Annotated in this window: 9 protein-coding genes; 1 reads left to right on the forward strand and 8 read right to left on the reverse strand. The window is 31.9% G+C overall.

The annotated features are described in order from the left end of the window. Positions 1-27: 27 nt before the first annotated feature. The 7 genes from bshC to ABD941_RS02405 form a co-directional block, all read right to left on the reverse strand. Complete coding sequence (gene bshC, locus ABD941_RS02375; RefSeq protein ID WP_345272394.1) at positions 28-1,620, reverse strand: bacillithiol biosynthesis cysteine-adding enzyme BshC; 1,593 nt, start codon at positions 1,618-1,620, stop codon at positions 28-30. Between the two features lie 89 nt (positions 1,621-1,709). Next, complete coding sequence (locus ABD941_RS02380; protein ID WP_345272395.1) at positions 1,710-2,417, reverse strand: hypothetical protein; 708 nt, start codon at positions 2,415-2,417, stop codon at positions 1,710-1,712. Continuing rightward, positions 2,414-8,158 carry a T9SS type A sorting domain-containing protein gene (locus ABD941_RS02385; RefSeq protein WP_345272397.1) on the reverse strand — a complete coding sequence of 1,915 codons (5,745 nt, stop codon included), beginning with the start codon at positions 8,156-8,158 and terminating at the stop codon, positions 2,414-2,416. Before ABD941_RS02385 ends, ABD941_RS02380 begins: the two co-directional genes overlap by 4 nt. A gap of 59 nt (positions 8,159-8,217) precedes the next feature. Further along, a complete protein-coding gene (locus tag ABD941_RS02390; protein ID WP_345272398.1) occupies positions 8,218-10,593 on the reverse strand; it encodes a hypothetical protein in 2,376 nt (791 codons plus the stop codon). A 57-nt stretch (positions 10,594-10,650) separates the two neighbouring features. After that, positions 10,651-13,038, reverse strand: coding sequence for a hypothetical protein (locus ABD941_RS02395; RefSeq protein ID WP_345272399.1), 2,388 nt, complete (start codon positions 13,036-13,038; stop codon positions 10,651-10,653). Between the two features lie 54 nt (positions 13,039-13,092). After that, positions 13,093-13,626, reverse strand: coding sequence for a T9SS type A sorting domain-containing protein (locus ABD941_RS02400; RefSeq protein ID WP_345272400.1), 534 nt, complete (start codon positions 13,624-13,626; stop codon positions 13,093-13,095). A 142-nt stretch (positions 13,627-13,768) separates the two neighbouring features. After that, on the reverse strand, positions 13,769-14,413 hold the full coding sequence (locus ABD941_RS02405; protein WP_345272402.1) for a hypothetical protein: 645 nt from the start codon (positions 14,411-14,413) through the stop codon (positions 13,769-13,771). 495 nt (positions 14,414-14,908) lie between these two features. Here ABD941_RS02405 and ABD941_RS02410 point away from each other — a divergent pair, with 495 nt between their 5' ends. After that, positions 14,909-16,171: a carboxypeptidase-like regulatory domain-containing protein gene (locus ABD941_RS02410; RefSeq protein WP_345272403.1), complete on the forward strand. Its 1,263-nt coding sequence runs from the start codon at positions 14,909-14,911 to the stop codon at positions 16,169-16,171. A gap of 11 nt (positions 16,172-16,182) precedes the next feature. Here the strand turns inward: ABD941_RS02410 and ABD941_RS02415 are convergent, their stop codons facing one another. Beyond that, positions 16,183-16,908: an endonuclease/exonuclease/phosphatase family protein gene (locus tag ABD941_RS02415; RefSeq protein ID WP_345272404.1), complete on the reverse strand. Its 726-nt coding sequence runs from the start codon at positions 16,906-16,908 to the stop codon at positions 16,183-16,185. Positions 16,909-17,136 lie beyond the last annotated feature (228 nt).

The following is a 17,136-nucleotide window of genomic DNA, read 5'->3' on the forward strand; positions in this document are numbered from 1 at the left end:
ATTAATAACTAACATTAATTTATTCTTTTATAAAGTTAAAATAGTAAACTCACCTTTTAAAGGTTCTAAGCTTTCTATAAGTTTTGGAATAAGCTGTTCTCCATATTCTAAATAGAGTTCCGAAAAATTTGTATTTCGTTCTTGTAAACTTTGACTTGGGAACAATTCATTTTGAATATCCGTCATCCTCAACACCTGATCAGATAATTTTCTTTTTTGTGCTTTTAGGAGTCTTTTTTCTAAACTCATTAACCCTTTTAATTGTTTTATTTCTTGTGCTTTTACTGCACCAATAAATGATTTATCCGTTTGTTCTGCTAGTTTATATAAATCATTAAATTGTTGCTTTAGATGATTCTTTTGTTTGGAAAAATCAATATCAATATTAGATATTTGCCTAACTTTTTTATTGATGAATACATCTCGCTTTAAAAAAATGTCTTCTGTAGTAATATTAAGGTTTTTAAGTTTTTTATGTAGACTGCTTGTTTGGATTAAAACCGAATTACGTAATAACAATATTGGAAAAGGTACTTCAACTTTTTGAAAATACGATTTTAATTGAAACCAATAAGCCAACTCTCCACCACCACCAATATAACACAGGTTAGGTAAAATAACTTCTTGATACAACGGGCGCATAATAACATTAGGAGAAAACCGTTCGGGGTGTTCTGACACTTCTTTAAGAATATCAGACTTACTCCAAGTTATTTTGGTGTTTAAGACTTTGTAAGCATCATCTTCAAAAACAATGCGCTCTCTTAAATTTTCTTTTAAATAGAAAAGGTTTATTTCCCTTGGGTTTACTTGTATTCCGTAGTTTTTAGAAAGCTTATCATTTGTTTTAGTGACTTCTGAAAATGACGTTTGATTTAATAGGTCTTGCTCTATAAACGGAATGAATTGCTTTTTTAAATCTGCATCATTAGCATCAATTATAACCAATCCATAATTTTTAAATAATTCATTTGCTAAAAATCGTGTGGCATCGGCTAAATTATTATGCTCTAAATAAGCTTTCTTAAAAAGCATCTTTAAAACCTCAGCATGTTTACTTGGCCCAAGTTCTTCTGAAAAAACCTTAAAAACGGCTTCTAAACCATCCGTATTTAACTCTCCCACCGCGCCTTTGGAATCTCTATTCCATTGTATTTTTTTACCTTTATAGTTGAAATAGTTTATCTCTTCAAAATCATGATCCTCGGTTGCCATCCAATAAACAGGAACAAAATTATAATCTGGGTATGCTCCTTTTAATGCTTTTGAAAGGTTTATTGCCGAAATGATTTTATATAAGAAATATAAAGGGCCTGTGAATAAATTAAGCTGATGCCCGGTTGTTATTGTAAATGTATTGGCATTCCTTAAATCAATTATATGCTTTTTTGTTGATTCTGATATATCTAAGCCTTGATTTTGATTTAAAAGAACGGTAGATAATAATGCTCTTGATTCTTTACTAAACGTATTATGCTTCTCCTCAATTTGAGCTTTAAAATTTTCTAATTCTGGAAAACGATTGTAAAACGCGGTTAATTCTGATTTTTTATCTAAATAATCACAAATTAATGGTGAAAAGTAACCTGTTTTATGAAAAGGGATTGTGTTTTTCTGCATACTTCATTTAAAAAATCATGTAAATATACAGCTATTCTATTTTTAGGAATCTAAAAATTACGTTAAGAGTGCCGTTAAAATAAATCGTGTTACAATACCCTAAACTGAAATATGCCTGAATCTGAAGTATTACCTAAACTATCTTTGGTTATAACTTTCCAATAATAAATAGTTCCTGATGTTACTGAAACATTAGATTCAGTGGTACTTATGTCGCTTGCAAAAAGTTTAGGTGTTGCATTTGTACCAAAATAAACATCGTAGCCAACAATATCGTCATCAACATCACTACCTGTCCATTGTAAGGCAACAGTAGTTGTCGCTGCAATAGATTGCGCCATGTTAGGCGCAACAATTGTCGCTGGAAATGGTGCATAGGATTGTACGCCTGGGCCCGCATTATAAAATTGCCAAGTTTCGCTTTGCTCTGTTTCTCCTTCAGATTTTGCTTCAACATACCACGAATATGCTGTGGCGCGTTGTATAACTATTGGTATGATGTCTTCTGTAGTTTCGCGCTCTATAATGGTTCCTGATGATAAATTTTCAATGACTATTTTGTAATTATCTGCACCATTAGCTCGCCATTCAAAAAACACCGTGCTTTCTGTTGGTGTTAAGTTTGTACCTTCATTACACAACATATTTTCTTGAGGAAAATATAATTTTACTTCTAAATCGGTTACTTCATTTTCTTCATCGGGAGGTTTTGATCCTTCTGTTACATTACTATCTGTAGATGTACTACAACCTAAAACCAAAAGAACTAAACAAATAATATAGAAAGCCTGTTTCATTTTTTTACGATTTTGAATGTTGATAAGGATGCATTTGTTTGAACTGAAATTGTATACATACCTAATGCTAATTTACTGGTATCTATACTTAGCGCATTTGTTTTTTGGTCGGATACGATTTTAGAATATACTAATTGTCCCAAATACGAATACATGTTTACTATAACTTTTTCAGTATCATTAACACCTATATACATATTGATTTTATCTTGAAATGGATTCGGGTAAACAAACATTTTATCGGACAGCAATATCTTTTCTTGATGAATACCTTGACAGTCTGCATCTGTACCAACCTTTATAGTATTAATTCCTTGTTGTAAATTTAGTGTAATGTTTGAATCGCTTGTTGTAAATGCTAAGCCATTAAAGTCTATATTATAGCTTGTACTTCCAAACATTTCAATGGATACTTTTTTACCATCATCACTTTTACCTGTTGATACCATAAGGGGTTCTGGCTGACTTATAACAATATTATAACAACTTTTATAGTCTGGCCACTCTTCAACAGTTATGCACATTTGGTAGGTTCCTGCTAATAGGTTCAGGATATCAATATCGTTTGTGAAATTGTAAGATTTATTAAAATCATCTCCTGTTAATGTTGCTGTATAATTAAAATATGCTACTGTTGTAATGTTGATTTTACCATTGTTATTATTCAAACATGTTTCTCCTGTTATTAAAATTGTAAAGTTGTTATTTGGCAAGCTTAAAAATGGACATCCAAATAAATTAACGGTCTGACCGAATGGTGTTCCAGGGCATGTATCATCGGCATTAGGAACGCCATCGTTATCGGCATCATCGCAAATAGTTTGATAGTTTGCAGAGGTATCCTTTAACCAATTACTATAATTTCCATCTTCGTTTGATATTACCTTAAAAGGGTCATCAACCAAAATACAAATCAAATCTGGATTGTTTTTAGCATTAAACTTCTCTAGGTTTTGATTTACTCCGTTCTGTATATTTAATTTATCTTGAATAAAAAGGTTAAATTGACAATCCAATTCTTTTAAATTAGAATTTAAAGTAACACTTAAATTATCTAATTGATTTAGAGAGCAATCTAATTTTTCTAAATTAGTCAATGGATCTACATTTATAGCTGTTAGATTATTAATCGAAACATTCAAATCTGTAATGTTTAAATTTGAATCTAAATCTAATAGAGATAGATTATTATTAGATATGTTTATTACTGCTAAATTTTTAGCAAAAGATAAATCTATAGTATCGAGTATATTATTTGACGCATTTATATTTTCTAAAAGCACGTTACCACTTAAATCTATGTTACTTAACATATTACTTTCAAAATTCAAATTTTTTAAACTAATAAAAGCCTCAATTCCTGTTAAATCTAAAATTTCTTTATTGCTTATATCTAAAAATGAAATATTCTCAATATTTGCAGTAACTACATAATCATCTATTAAATTATCATAACCTAATGTTATTAAGGCTTGTTCAAAATTATCATCTGGAACATAGGTTTGACCATAATAACAGTCTATTACATATTCAGCAGTAACATCTTTTAACCATGTAACACCAACTGGAACAGATCCTGTATCAGTTTCTATGCAGGTTAAGCTTGTATTATTTTGCGAATTGAAGTTCGTTAAATTTGAGTTTTGACCATTTTTAAGATTTAATTTCTCTAACAGATTAGACTGACAACTCAAACTAGTTAATGCCATATTAGATTGAATATCTAACTCTAATAACTGATTAGAGTCACAAATAAAAACTTCTAGTGATGGAATTAGGCTAGGCGTAAATTCCGAAAACATATTATTTGCAATATTAAGATTAGTAAGATTCTTATTAGCAACTAAATCTAAATTGCTTAAATTATTACTGGAGCAATCAATCGTTGTTAATGCAGAATTATTACTGAAATCTAATTCTGAAAAGGTATTATTTGAGACATTAAATTCTATTAAATTAATATTATTACTTATATCAACTGAATTTAATGTATTATTTGAGCAATTTAAGTTCTGTAATGCTGCAAAATCTTCAATTCCTGTTAAATCTGAAATAGCTTTTCCACTAATATCCAAATCAGTTAAGACCTCTATTACTGCTGTTTCAACATAATTATCTATTGGTCCAGAATCTAGCATTAAACCAATTAAAGCCTGTTCAAAATTATTATCTGGAACATACGTTTCTCCGAAACGACAATCTAAACTATATTCTGCAACAACATCTTTTAACCAACTTACTCCTATACTACTAACATCATCTACCTGAATACAACTTAATTTAGGGTTGTTGCTAGTATTAAAATTAGATATTTCGGTATTTATTCCATTTTGGATATTTACAAAATCCAATTGATTACTCGATAAATTAATTGAAATTGTATCTGGACAAAAATCTTGTGGATTTTTTGGGTTTTCTTCTGGACAAACTGCTGTCCCCATGGTGCTTAAATCTATATCTCCTATCAATTGGTTATTATTACAATTGAACGTTTTTAACAAACTAATATCATTAGGTAATGTTATAGTAGTCAATTTGTTTGAACTTAGACTAATCTCAATTAAATTATTATTCCCAATTAAATCTAAATCTTCTAATTGGTTATTATTACATGATAGGTATTTTATTAACAGGGTGGAATCAACTAGTAATTCGGTAATTTGATTGTTATCAAAGTTTAACTGCTCTAAAAGAATATTTGTATTTAAGTCTAATTTAGTTAATTGATTTTGAGAGCCTAATAGTAAAATTAATTTGTCATTATTAACTAAATCTATATCTCTAATTGCATTATTACTAATATCTAAAATTTCTAAAGCTGTATTAAAGCCCAAATCTAATCCTTCTAATGAGTTGGAACGACAATTTAAAGTTGTTAATCCCAAACATGTATCGACTTCTAAATCTGATAACGCGTTATTGTTACAACTCATTATTTTCAACGTGGTATTATTTGTATTGTAGCTTGTTAAATTAGATATTTGATTACTATTACAATTCAATTCTTTTAGAATAATATTATTACTAATATTTAGTCCTGTTAAATTATTATTAGAGCAATTAAGTATTTTTAATTTATCATTTAATGAAATGTCTAAACCATTCAGGTTATTATCTGCACAATCTAATGTCTCTAATTTCTTATTGGGTGTTATGTCTAGATTACTTATACTATTACTTGCGCAAAGCAATTTAATTAAATTATCTGTTCCTGTTATATTGAATAATCCATTTAAATCGGTTGATAAATTATTTGAATTACAATTAAGAAACTCTAAGTTAATCATACTGCTAACATCAAGCTCATTCAAATTATTACCACTACAATCCAATTCTTTAAGTGATGAAAACCCTTGTATTCCAGAAAGGTCAGCTATATTTTTATCACTTATATCAAGAATTAATAAGTGTTCGATATTTGATGTTAAAACCCTATCGTCAAGACCTCCAAAATCTAAGCCTAAATCAATTAATGCTTGCTCAAAATTATCATCTAGTATGGTTGTAAATCGTCCGAGTTCGCAATCTTGACTGTAATCTGCTATCTCGTCTTTTTCCCAGTCAGCTCCGATACTTGCATCATCATCTACTTGAATACAATACAAATTATTATTTTTAAAAGCATCAAATACCATTAAGTTAGTATTACTTCCATTCTGAATACTTAACGTAAATAAATTATTGTCATCACATAATAGTGATATTAAAGCGGTATTTGAACTAAAATCTAAAGCCTCAATTTGATTTGAAGAACAATCAATAGTTGTTAAATTTATATTATTAGACAAATCTAAACGCGTTAAAGCATTGGTACTACAATTCAAATTTGTTAAATCTCTAAAGTCCTGAATTCCAGTAAGTTCTTTAATGTTTTTCATTGAAATATCAAGCCCTATAACTGTGACTATTTTATTTGTGGGCACAAAATTGTTCATAACACCATCGCCCATGTTTGTCCCATCTGTAATATCAACCATATTGCCATTGACATCGTGGGTTTCAAGATATGCTTCAAAATTATCGTCGGGTACATAGGTTCCACAATCTAAACTATAATTAGAGTTTGCATCTTTATTCCATCCATTTACCGGAACTGGTAAATTATCAACTTCAATACAAGTTAGGCTAGGGTTACTATCTGCATCAAATGGATTTAACCCCACATTATTTCCATTGTTTAAATTCAATGTTAGTAAGGAATTATTATGACATAAAAAGCTTCCTAACACATTATTATTACTCATATTTAAAGCTTCTATTTTATTAAATGAGCAATCTAACGTTTCCAAAAACAGGTTGTTACTAATATCTAATTCCGCTAAGTCGTTATTAGAACAATTAAGTGTAATTAACGCTGTATTAGCACTTACTTTTAAACGATTAAACGTATAATTATTGGATGCCTCATCGTCATCTACATAAGGTGTTTGTGAGGAACAAATTAGAGATTTTAGCTTAACATTGTCACTCAAATCCAATGAAGGTAAAATATTACTTGAACAGTCTACACTTATTAGTTCCATATTACTGGTTAAATCAATGGATTTTAAATCATTATTACTACAATTTAAGTTAATTAAAGCTGAAAAATCCTCAATACCAGTTAAGTCTGAAATCATTTTTCCACTAACATCTAAATCTGTTATAGCCTTTATAGTTGCTGTTAGTACAAAATTATCTAATGCACCAGAATCATAAGTAAGACCTATTAAAGCTTTCTCAAATTCATCATCTGGAACATAAGTATATATATCTGAGCAAGCACCCTGGCCATAATATGCCCAATCGTCCTTTATCCAAGCTGAATCTCCTATTGTTACTGGTTCAAAACCAGCATCTATTTGAATACAGACTAAGCTTGGATTATCCTCGGAATTAAAGGCTGTAATTAATGAATTAAATCCATTAGCTATATTTAAATCTTCCAATTTATTCCGAGATACGTTGATTGATGCATCTCCTTGGCAAGCCACTGGTGGATCTGATTGTGGATCTGGACACAACAAAGTATTTATAGAGCTAAGGTCTAAAACTGTTAGCAAATTATTAGATACATCAATATTTTTTAATGCCGTGTTTGAATTCAAATCTAAAGCAGATATTTGATTTGATGCACAAAATAAAGATTCTAGTTTTGTGTTATTACTTACATCAAATAATCCGCTAAGCTGGTTTTCAGTAACTGTAACAGCCCTTAAATCCTGATTTTTACTAACGTCCAAGTCTTTTAATTGATTATTAGAACATGTAAGCCTTTCTAATAAAGGATTTGTTGCTATATCATTTTCTTGTAAAATTAAATCTGTTAATTGGTTTCCTGAACAATCAAGAATTTCTAGTACATCATTAGATCTTATATCTAAATCTGACAATAAATTTAAACTGCATAACAACGATTTTAAATTGAGGTTTGAAGAAACATTAAGTGTCGTTAATTTATTATTGTTGCATATTAATGAACTTAAACTTTCAAAACCTTCAATACCCTTAAGATTAGCTATATTTAAATTACTAACACTTAGTGTAACAACATCTTTAATTCTATCCGTTAAAACGAGTTTGTTATTTTCAATCCCATCACCCATACTTGTCTCATCACCTAAAGGGACTAAAGCTCCATTTGCAGAATGCGTTTCTAGATAATTTTCAAAGTTAGCATCAGGAATAGCTGTTTTTTGGGCATTTACAAAAGACAATGCAAAGAGAATTGTTATTAAAGAAATTAGATGTTGTTTATTCATTTTTAATTTTTTAAAACACAGCAATTTTAATTAGGTGAGTCATTTATTTTTAAATTCTTTTAATTGTGATGATAATGGATTTCATTTTCAAGCTTAATTTTTAGTGCTTCAAAAGTTTTGCTTTTAAAATCCGGTTCACTCTTAATCTTTTTCCATAATACGTTACTCTCTAAATCTACACCATTAGTAAGCATTAGACGCTCAGCCATTTGTAATCCTTCTTCAAAATCTTCTTTAGTCATCTCCCAATAAATCACTTCCCCTTTAGCAGTTTCTATAACCTCAAATCTCCTGTCATCATACTTTTCATCATCTGGATGACCAAAAGCGACATCTGTTGATATAGTGTTTTTACTATCTTCAATTTTAGAAAGTATTTTATAAATTTCGTTTACCTGCTTTTTTAAATTATTAATCTCTAAATCGCGTTGCTCTACTTGATTTTTTAGTTTTTTTACAAGAGGTGTGTTATCATTTTCATTTAATCCCACCGCTACATTTATCATATTAACACCGAGTACAATATCACTTTGTTCCCAAGCAATACCAACTATATTTTCAATATGCTTTGAGGTTATTTGGGATGGGCTTATTCCTATTCCTAAACCATCGTTATTACCGCTTGGCACTATATAATCGCCAATATTGACCTTCCCAAAGACCTTTACAGGAACCTGCCCCATAAAAGCGACCTTTTCATATTCGTTTTCTCGATTTGGCTGTGGCATATTACCCAATACTATGGGCTTAAAAGATACAACCATCATACGCTCTGCGCCTGCTGTTGTCTTGGATACCTTGCCCCCTTTAACCCCGACCACATCGCCATAAGTGATGTTTTCGTTCACATCTGCTCTTAATAAATATTCAGCATAATCACCTGAGCCTGAAGCATAGGTTACACCTTGCGTATTAGCCTTATTGGCGGCATAGATATCTTCATTATCATTGGTCCTAATAAGCGCATCTGCTGCAAAAGCTATTTGAAGACCATCAGAAACTACCTGATAAATTGCAAAGCCAATATCTGCTGGTCCAGGGGCTAAACTACATGCTCCAAAACCAACGCAAGGTCTATAATCAGCATATGTTGTGGCGAGTTGCACAACAGATAAGACTTCACTGGCAATTGCAAAGCCTAAACGAAGTTCTGCATCATAAACATCATAGGCCATAGCTCTAATATCAAAGGTATAATCCGTATCGTTGTTATTCTCTACCGCTATTTCCCCTTCTATGCGTCCCCACATTCCGTCATTATCCCAAAAACCAATAAAATTATTACCGTTCCTTCTCTCTCCTATAACTTTTATGGCTATACCTTGGGTACTCCCTTCTATTGACAATGGGTAATTTTCCCGTACTAACCCTGGGTTATCTTCTGTTGTAGTTATTGCCAACCCTTCTGGATCTGTGCTTGTTCCATAACTAATAGCATCGGTATGGACCGTTGAGATTATCTTTACTTGTTGGCTGGTGGTAATGTTCAAATCATCTTGGGTCGAAATCCCAACATTCCCATTAACGGTTATCTTATCGGGATATGTTCCCGATATATCGGAGCCTATTGTGGTATTGCCCTTTAAAATTGATGTCTGCCCTATACCTGTCCCGTTATCCAAAAACCTGTCTTCGTCTGTTGTGCTTGTTATGTTCAGGACGAGCCCTTCCAGGACATCTGAACGGAAGCTGCCTTTATTGGACAGTCCATTTGTATTGGTAAGCCCTACCACGTCTAGGGTCCCATTTAACTTGGTCGGTGCCTTATCGTCCCAGGTACCACCTTCTACAGCTACAATGTCCTCTCCTACACTCAACGCTCCGGACAGGCTTGTTGCACTTTGCCCATTGACATTCAATGCTTGGTTAAGGTTCGTTTCACCGTCAACTGTCAAAGGCCCCGTTAAATTTGTTTCATTCCCTCCTGCAACCTCCAACGTGCTGTTTAGCGTTGTGGGGCTTTCCACTAGCAATTCGCCATTTAGCAAAGTATTGCCATCTACATCCAAGGTTCCCGTTGCCGTTATGTTCCTGTGATATGCGTAAGGCACGAACGTTAGCACTTCCCTGCTCATGTCCACAAAACTAGAACCGCCTTCAAAATCTATATCAACCTTTAAATCCTTGGCCGTACCGTCCCAACTAATTTTTTCAAATGCATCATGCTCTACGGCTCCGATTATTAGGTTAATCCTACCAAACTCATCGGTATCGGTTATCTGGACTTCCTGAAACTCAACTTGGTTGCCTGAATCAAAAATCGTAAACCTTATGGCCACCGTGGTAACTGGCAAAATGTTTCCCTCTGAATCCACTCCTGGCAATTCCAATACATCAGGGCCAATAATTACTGCCTGATAACTTATACCATCGGTTTGGGCAAATGTCTTTATTGCTATAAATAGGAACAAGCCTACGGTTAATATATGTTTCATAACTAATCTAATCTGCTATTTGAAAAATGATATAATTAGGTTAAATTTTAAATATCATTATTTATGATAATGTACTTGTTTGTCAAGTTTAGATTTTAGATCCTCAAAGGTTTTGTTTCTATAATTAGAATCTGTTTTAATTTTTTGCCATAATTTATTTTTACCAAAACCGGCTTTACTAGATAATATTTTAGTTTCAACCATTTCCAATGCTTTATCAAAATCTTCTCTGGTTATTTGCCAATAAACAATTTCACCTTTATCTGTTTCTATAATCTCATATTTTCTTTCATCATGCTTTTCTGCTTCTTTATTTTGTTCAGAACTCTTTTCTGAATTTAATTTGGTTATTGGTTCCGTTATACCTTGTTCTAAATTTGAAATTCTAACAAGCGACTCTGCTATTTGTTGCTTTATATTATTAATCTCAATATTCTGCTCCTCCATGCGTTCTTCCAATTTTTTAACAATAGGGTTACTATCATTTTTATTTAATCCCACTGCTACATTTATCATTCTAAAACCAAGAACAACATCACTTTTTTCCCAAGCAATACCAACTATATTTTCAATATGTTCTGAGGTTATTTGGGATGGGCTTATTCCTATTCCTAAACCATCGTTATTACCGCTTGGCACTATATAATCGCCAATATTGACCTTCCCAAAGACCTTTACAGGAACCTGCCCCATAAAAGCGACCTTTTCATATTCGTTTTCTCGATTTGGCTGTGGCATATTACCCAATACTATGGGCTTAAAAGATACAACCATCATGCGCTCTGCGCCTGCTGTTGTCTTGGACACCTTGCCCCCTTTAACCCCGACCACATCGCCATAAGTGATGTTTTCGTTTACATCTGCTCTTAATAAATATTCAGCATAATCACCTGAGCCTGAAGCATAGGTTACACCTTGTATACTAGTTTTATTTTTAGCATAGATGTCCTCATTATCATTGGCTCTAATAAGGGCATCTGCCGAAAAACCTATTTGAAAACCTTCAAAAACAACTTGAGCTAGTGAAAATGCAATATCTGCTGGTCCAGGAGCAGCAAGACAGGCTCCAAAACCTACACAGCCTCTAAAATCGGCAATTGATGCTGCTAATTGTGCAAGAGCCAAAACTTCACTGGCTATAGCAAAGCCTAAATCTAGTTCTGCATCATAAACATCATAGGCCATAGCTCTAATATCAAAGGTATAATCCGTATCGTTGTTATTCTCTACCGCTATTTCCCCTTCTATGCGTCCCCACATTCCGTCATTATCCCAAAAACCAATAAAATTATTACCGTTCCTTCTCTCTCCTATAACTTTTATGGCTATACCTTGGGTACTCCCTTCTATTGACAATGGATAATTCTCCCGTACTAACCCTGGGTTATCTTCTGTTGTAGTTATTGCCAACCCTTCTGGATCTGTGCTTGTTCCATAACTAATAGCATCGGTATGGACCGTTGAGATTATCTTTACTTGTTGGCTGGTGGTAATGTTCAAATCATCTTGGGTCGAAATCCCAACATTCCCATTAACGGTTATCTTATCGGGATATGTTCCCGATATATCGGAGCCTATTGTGGTATTGCCCTTTAAAATTGATGTCTGCCCTATACCTGTCCCGTTATCCAAAAACCTGTCTTCGTCTGTTGTGCTTGTTATGTTCAGGACGAGACCTTCCAGGACATCTGAACGGAAGCTGCCTTTATTGGACAGTCCATTTGTATTGGTAAGCCCTACCACGTCTAGGGTCCCGTTTAACTTGGTCGGTGCCTTATCGTCCCAGGTACCACCTTCTACAGCTACAATGTCCTCTCCTACACTCAACGCTCCGGACAGGCTTGTTGCACTTTGCCCATTGACATTCAATGCTTGGTTAAGGTTCGTTTCACCGTCAACTGTCAAAGGCCCCGTTAAATTTGTTTCATTCCCTCCTGCAACCTCCAACGTGCTGTTTAGCGTTGTGGGGCTTTCCACTAGCAATTCGCCATTTAGCAAAGTATTGCCATCTACATCCAAGGTTCCCGTTGCCGTTATGTTCCTGTGATATGCGTAAGGCACGAACGTTAGCACTTCCCTGCTCATGTCCACAAAACTAGAACCGCCTTCAAAATCTATGTCAACCTTTAAATCCTTGGCCGTACCGTCCCAACTAATTTTTTCAAATGCATCATGCTCTACGGCTCCGATTATTAGGTTAATCCTACCAAACTCATCGGTATCGGTTATCTGGACTTCCTGAAACTCAACTTGGTTGCCTGAATCAAAAATCGTAAACCTTATGGCCACTGTTGTTACCGGAAGAATATTTCCTTCTGAATCTACACCAGGTAATTCCAATACATCTGGTCCAATAATTACTGCTTGATAGGTAATACCATCGGTTTGGGCAAATGATTTTATGGTTAAAAGAAGTAACAGTCCTAGGGTTAGTAAATGTTTCATGCTGGGTTAAATTTGATAAATACTAATTATTATTAATCTTGGTTTTAAGTTATTCTACATTTTTATCAATTTGGCATTAAATGATTTGCTATTAGATAATGCTTTCAAAATATAGTTTCCGTTGGGAATACTTTCAAGATTTAATTTGATTTTTTGAGATGGTTGAAATTTTCGAGAATACACCAACTTTCCGCTTACATCAAAAACTAAAACGGAAATATCATTTTCCATGGCTTCATTAAACGAAATAGACACAAATTGTTCAAAAGGATTTGGATGAATCTTAGCTAATAAATCATTATTACTAAATTCTTCAACTACTTTTATTTTATTTAATGGTTGCTGATAGCCTTGTCTTAAATAATACCCATTATTATAATGAGTGCCTATTACACTAGATTGTCCAATACTGTGACTTACAGAATATGCTCCGTTTTTGGTTGTAACAGTATTAGAAGAGCCTCCTATACCTAAATTAGATCGCATTATAGAATAAGATTCTGAACTCCTTAACTTGATGGTAGTATCTTGCGCTTGAACGGATAGAACAAAACAGAATAAAAATATGATGTGTAAATTAATTTTCATTTATTTTATCTTCTATAGTTTTATTTTTTTCAACTTGACTTTTATCTAAAAACTAATTTATAACAATAATTAGCCATAAAATAGGGTGTCCATAATTTGTCCACCTTTAAATTCCTTTATTAAAGTTCCTGTTTGTTACTCTTTAAAAGTCGCAATAACAATTTGGTAAATTTATTATAAACCCTATTCCAAATTGATGCGTACCTAATGTTAACTTTTCTGAATTTTCCCCACTACTAATCAAGACAGATTTACCATATGAATACCCTGCGTAAATTGCTGTACTGCTTGAAATTGGATATTGTAAACCAACACCAGCTCTTAGGAATATAATATTGTTGTTAAATTCTTCTTCGCCTACCAAATTAAATACATCATTGTTTATGGTTTGATTACCTCTTACCATAAACTCAGAAGCAATAGATCCTTTTGCAAAAAAAGAAAGGTCTCTTAATTGAAACAAACGGAAATCCAAGCCTGCTTTAATGCCTAAGTAACTCACATCCCATTCGAAATAATTATCTACACTACTTTCACTACCTATAGCTCCATAATTATTATATGATATACCTCCAGTCAGAAATAAAGTTTTTTGACTATTAATGACATGTCTATATCCCATACCGAAGTAAGATTTAGATTTAGACAACAAATTATCTAAAGGTTGGCCTCGTGAATTTTCATAATCAAAAGATGAAATTGTTGAACCATACTCCATGTATAGCTGTTGGCCATAGTTTGAGATACTGATTAAAAAAATAAGATTTATAAGTAATTTTCTCTTCATATTAATATGAAATATTTTTTGTTTTAAAAATGCTTTATAACCTATCAATATTAGCTTGATTGCAATTTACTTGTACTAAATAAATTGTGAAATTATCTAATATAAAATATGAAGGGTTGTTGGTTTGTGTAGGTTTTATTTTTCTGTTTTTGTGATTTCCAAACAGAAATAGGCATAACATGCCTATCAAAATAATGGATTGGTTGATTATCATTTTATTAGTTAAGGTCAAACCAATGTATTAATATATCGTCTATAAAAAAAATAAATCTGATAATGTCCACCTTTTGTCCATTAAAAAACGAAGTGTTTTTTCTATAATATCAATGATAGTACCCAAATTTCTAAACAACTATTAAACAAATTACCTGTAACAATTAAATAATTCATCAGTAGATCCCTAAAAAACAACAATATAAAACCATCTGATTTCTAGATAATTAATCGAATATTTTGTATCTTAATGGTCCTGTTTACGTTATTAAACATAAAGCCATGAAAAGAATAAATCATCTTACTTTAATTTATACAAGTATACTTTTTTTGTTTTGCTCTATTTCTACGATAGCTCAGACTTATGAATTATTTAAAGAACTTGAGGGAAAAGTAGTTGACTCCAATACAAATACCCCTTTAATCTTTACCGATATTGTTATAAAGGATTCTAATATTAGTACAGTAACGAATAGCGATGGCGAGTTTCTCATCAAAATACCTAAAAGTTTTTTACATGGCATCTTAACATTTTCCCATTTAGGTTATGAAAAAAAGGAAGTTAAAATAGCTTCAATAAAAAATCATGTAAAAATAGCTTTAACATCTGCATATACAGAGTTGAATGAAGTCAAAATAACAGCAAACACAATGGATGCTAAAGCTCTGGTTATTGAAACCTTAAAAAAGAAAAGCACCATTTACAACAATAACAATACCTTAATGACTGCTTTTTACAGAGAGACTATAAAAAAAAGAAGAAAAAATGCATCTCTATCTGAGGCCGTTGTTAAGATACACAAACAACCTTATAACAATTTTAAAAAAGACCATATTGAACTTGTTAAGGCTCGTAAAAATACCGATTACTCAAAATTAGATACCTTGGCCTTGAAACTCCAAGGCGGCCCTTTTAGTAATCTATATACAGATGTTATTAAGTATCCTGAATTTATTTTTACTGAAGAAGATATGCCTTTATACAGTTTCAATTTTAATCCTTCAACCCAAATAAATAAAAAATTAGTGTATGTGGTGAATTTTAAACAGAACCAAAATATTGAAACCCCTTTATACTATGGGAAACTATACATTGATGCTGAAACACTAGCCCTTATAAATGCTGTATATAGCCTAAATGTATCTAATAAAGAGCTTTCAAGCCGAATGTACGTTCGTAAAAAGCCTAGAAAAGTTGATGTATATCCTACTGAAGCCACTTATAGAGTAAATTATAGAATTAAAGACGGAAAATGGCACTATGCATACAGTAATATTTCGTTAACCTTTAAAGTAAATTGGAAAGGAAAACTCTTTAATAACGTTTATACACTTAATAGTGAAATGGCAATAACTGATTGGAAGGTTTATGATACTAAACTCACTAAAGTAAGAAGTCAATTAATTCGTCCTACAACTATTTTAAGCGATAAAGCTTCTGGCTTTTCTGACCCCAGGTTTTGGGGTGCATACAATATCATTGAACCTGAAAAATCCATTGAATCTGCTATTAAAAAAATACAAAAGCAACTAAAACGAACGTAAACACAATATCATTAATTTATATCTAAACGAGCAAGTATAGGCTCATGATCAGAAAGGTTTATATTAAAATTTTGATGTGATATAACTTCAAAATCTTTATCCGCTAAAATATAATCTAATCTTAAAGGGTACTTTATTAAAGAATAAGTTGTACCCAAACCAGAGCCGGCTTCAATATAGGTATCTTTTCTAGAACCTTTTAAAATTTGATATGTCGATGAAAATGGCGTGCTATTAAAATCGCCACAAAAAATGGTTTTACCTTCAAATTCTTTCTCATGACTTTGTATCAGTTTTACTTGATTTCTACGCAAATTTTGTGCATTACTAATTTTATAAAAAATAGATTTTGCTTTTTTTGAATCTGATAATTCTGAAGCTATTTTAATATTAAAAGACTGAAGATGAATATTATATAAACGAAAAACTTCTCCTTCATAATCAATATCAACAAACATTGCATTATTAAGTGTGTTGGGAAAATCAATATAACCTTGTTTTATTATTGGATACTTTGACAATATAAACTGTAATGACTTAGATATTTCTGATCTATATCCTACAAAACGATAAGGATACATATAATATTTTACGAATCCATAATTCCAAAACTCTTGAAAAACTACAATGTCTGGATCTTGTTTTTTTACAAACTGAAGAATTTTATGGTTTCTAGTACCAAAATATTCATCTTTCTTTATACTATTACCTTTAACATTATACGTTAAAATGGACAACGGTTTTTTTGAAGTATTCTCATTCTTAAAATTACACTGAACAAAGGAGTCAAACGAAAAGAAAAAAACAGTTAAACTCAGTAGCGCATAAATAAAGTATTTACTTTTTTTTAGTAACCAGTACAAAAGAAAAAGAAAATTCAAAACCACTAAAAGTGGAATAATAATTGAAAAAATAAATGAAAAAATATTTTCAAAAAATAAAACTATAGCACATCCACTTACTAA

Origin of the sequence: Flaviramulus aquimarinus (assembly GCF_039543205.1) — a bacterium.
In the GTDB taxonomy this organism is placed as follows: domain Bacteria; phylum Bacteroidota; class Bacteroidia; order Flavobacteriales; family Flavobacteriaceae; genus Flaviramulus_B; species Flaviramulus_B aquimarinus.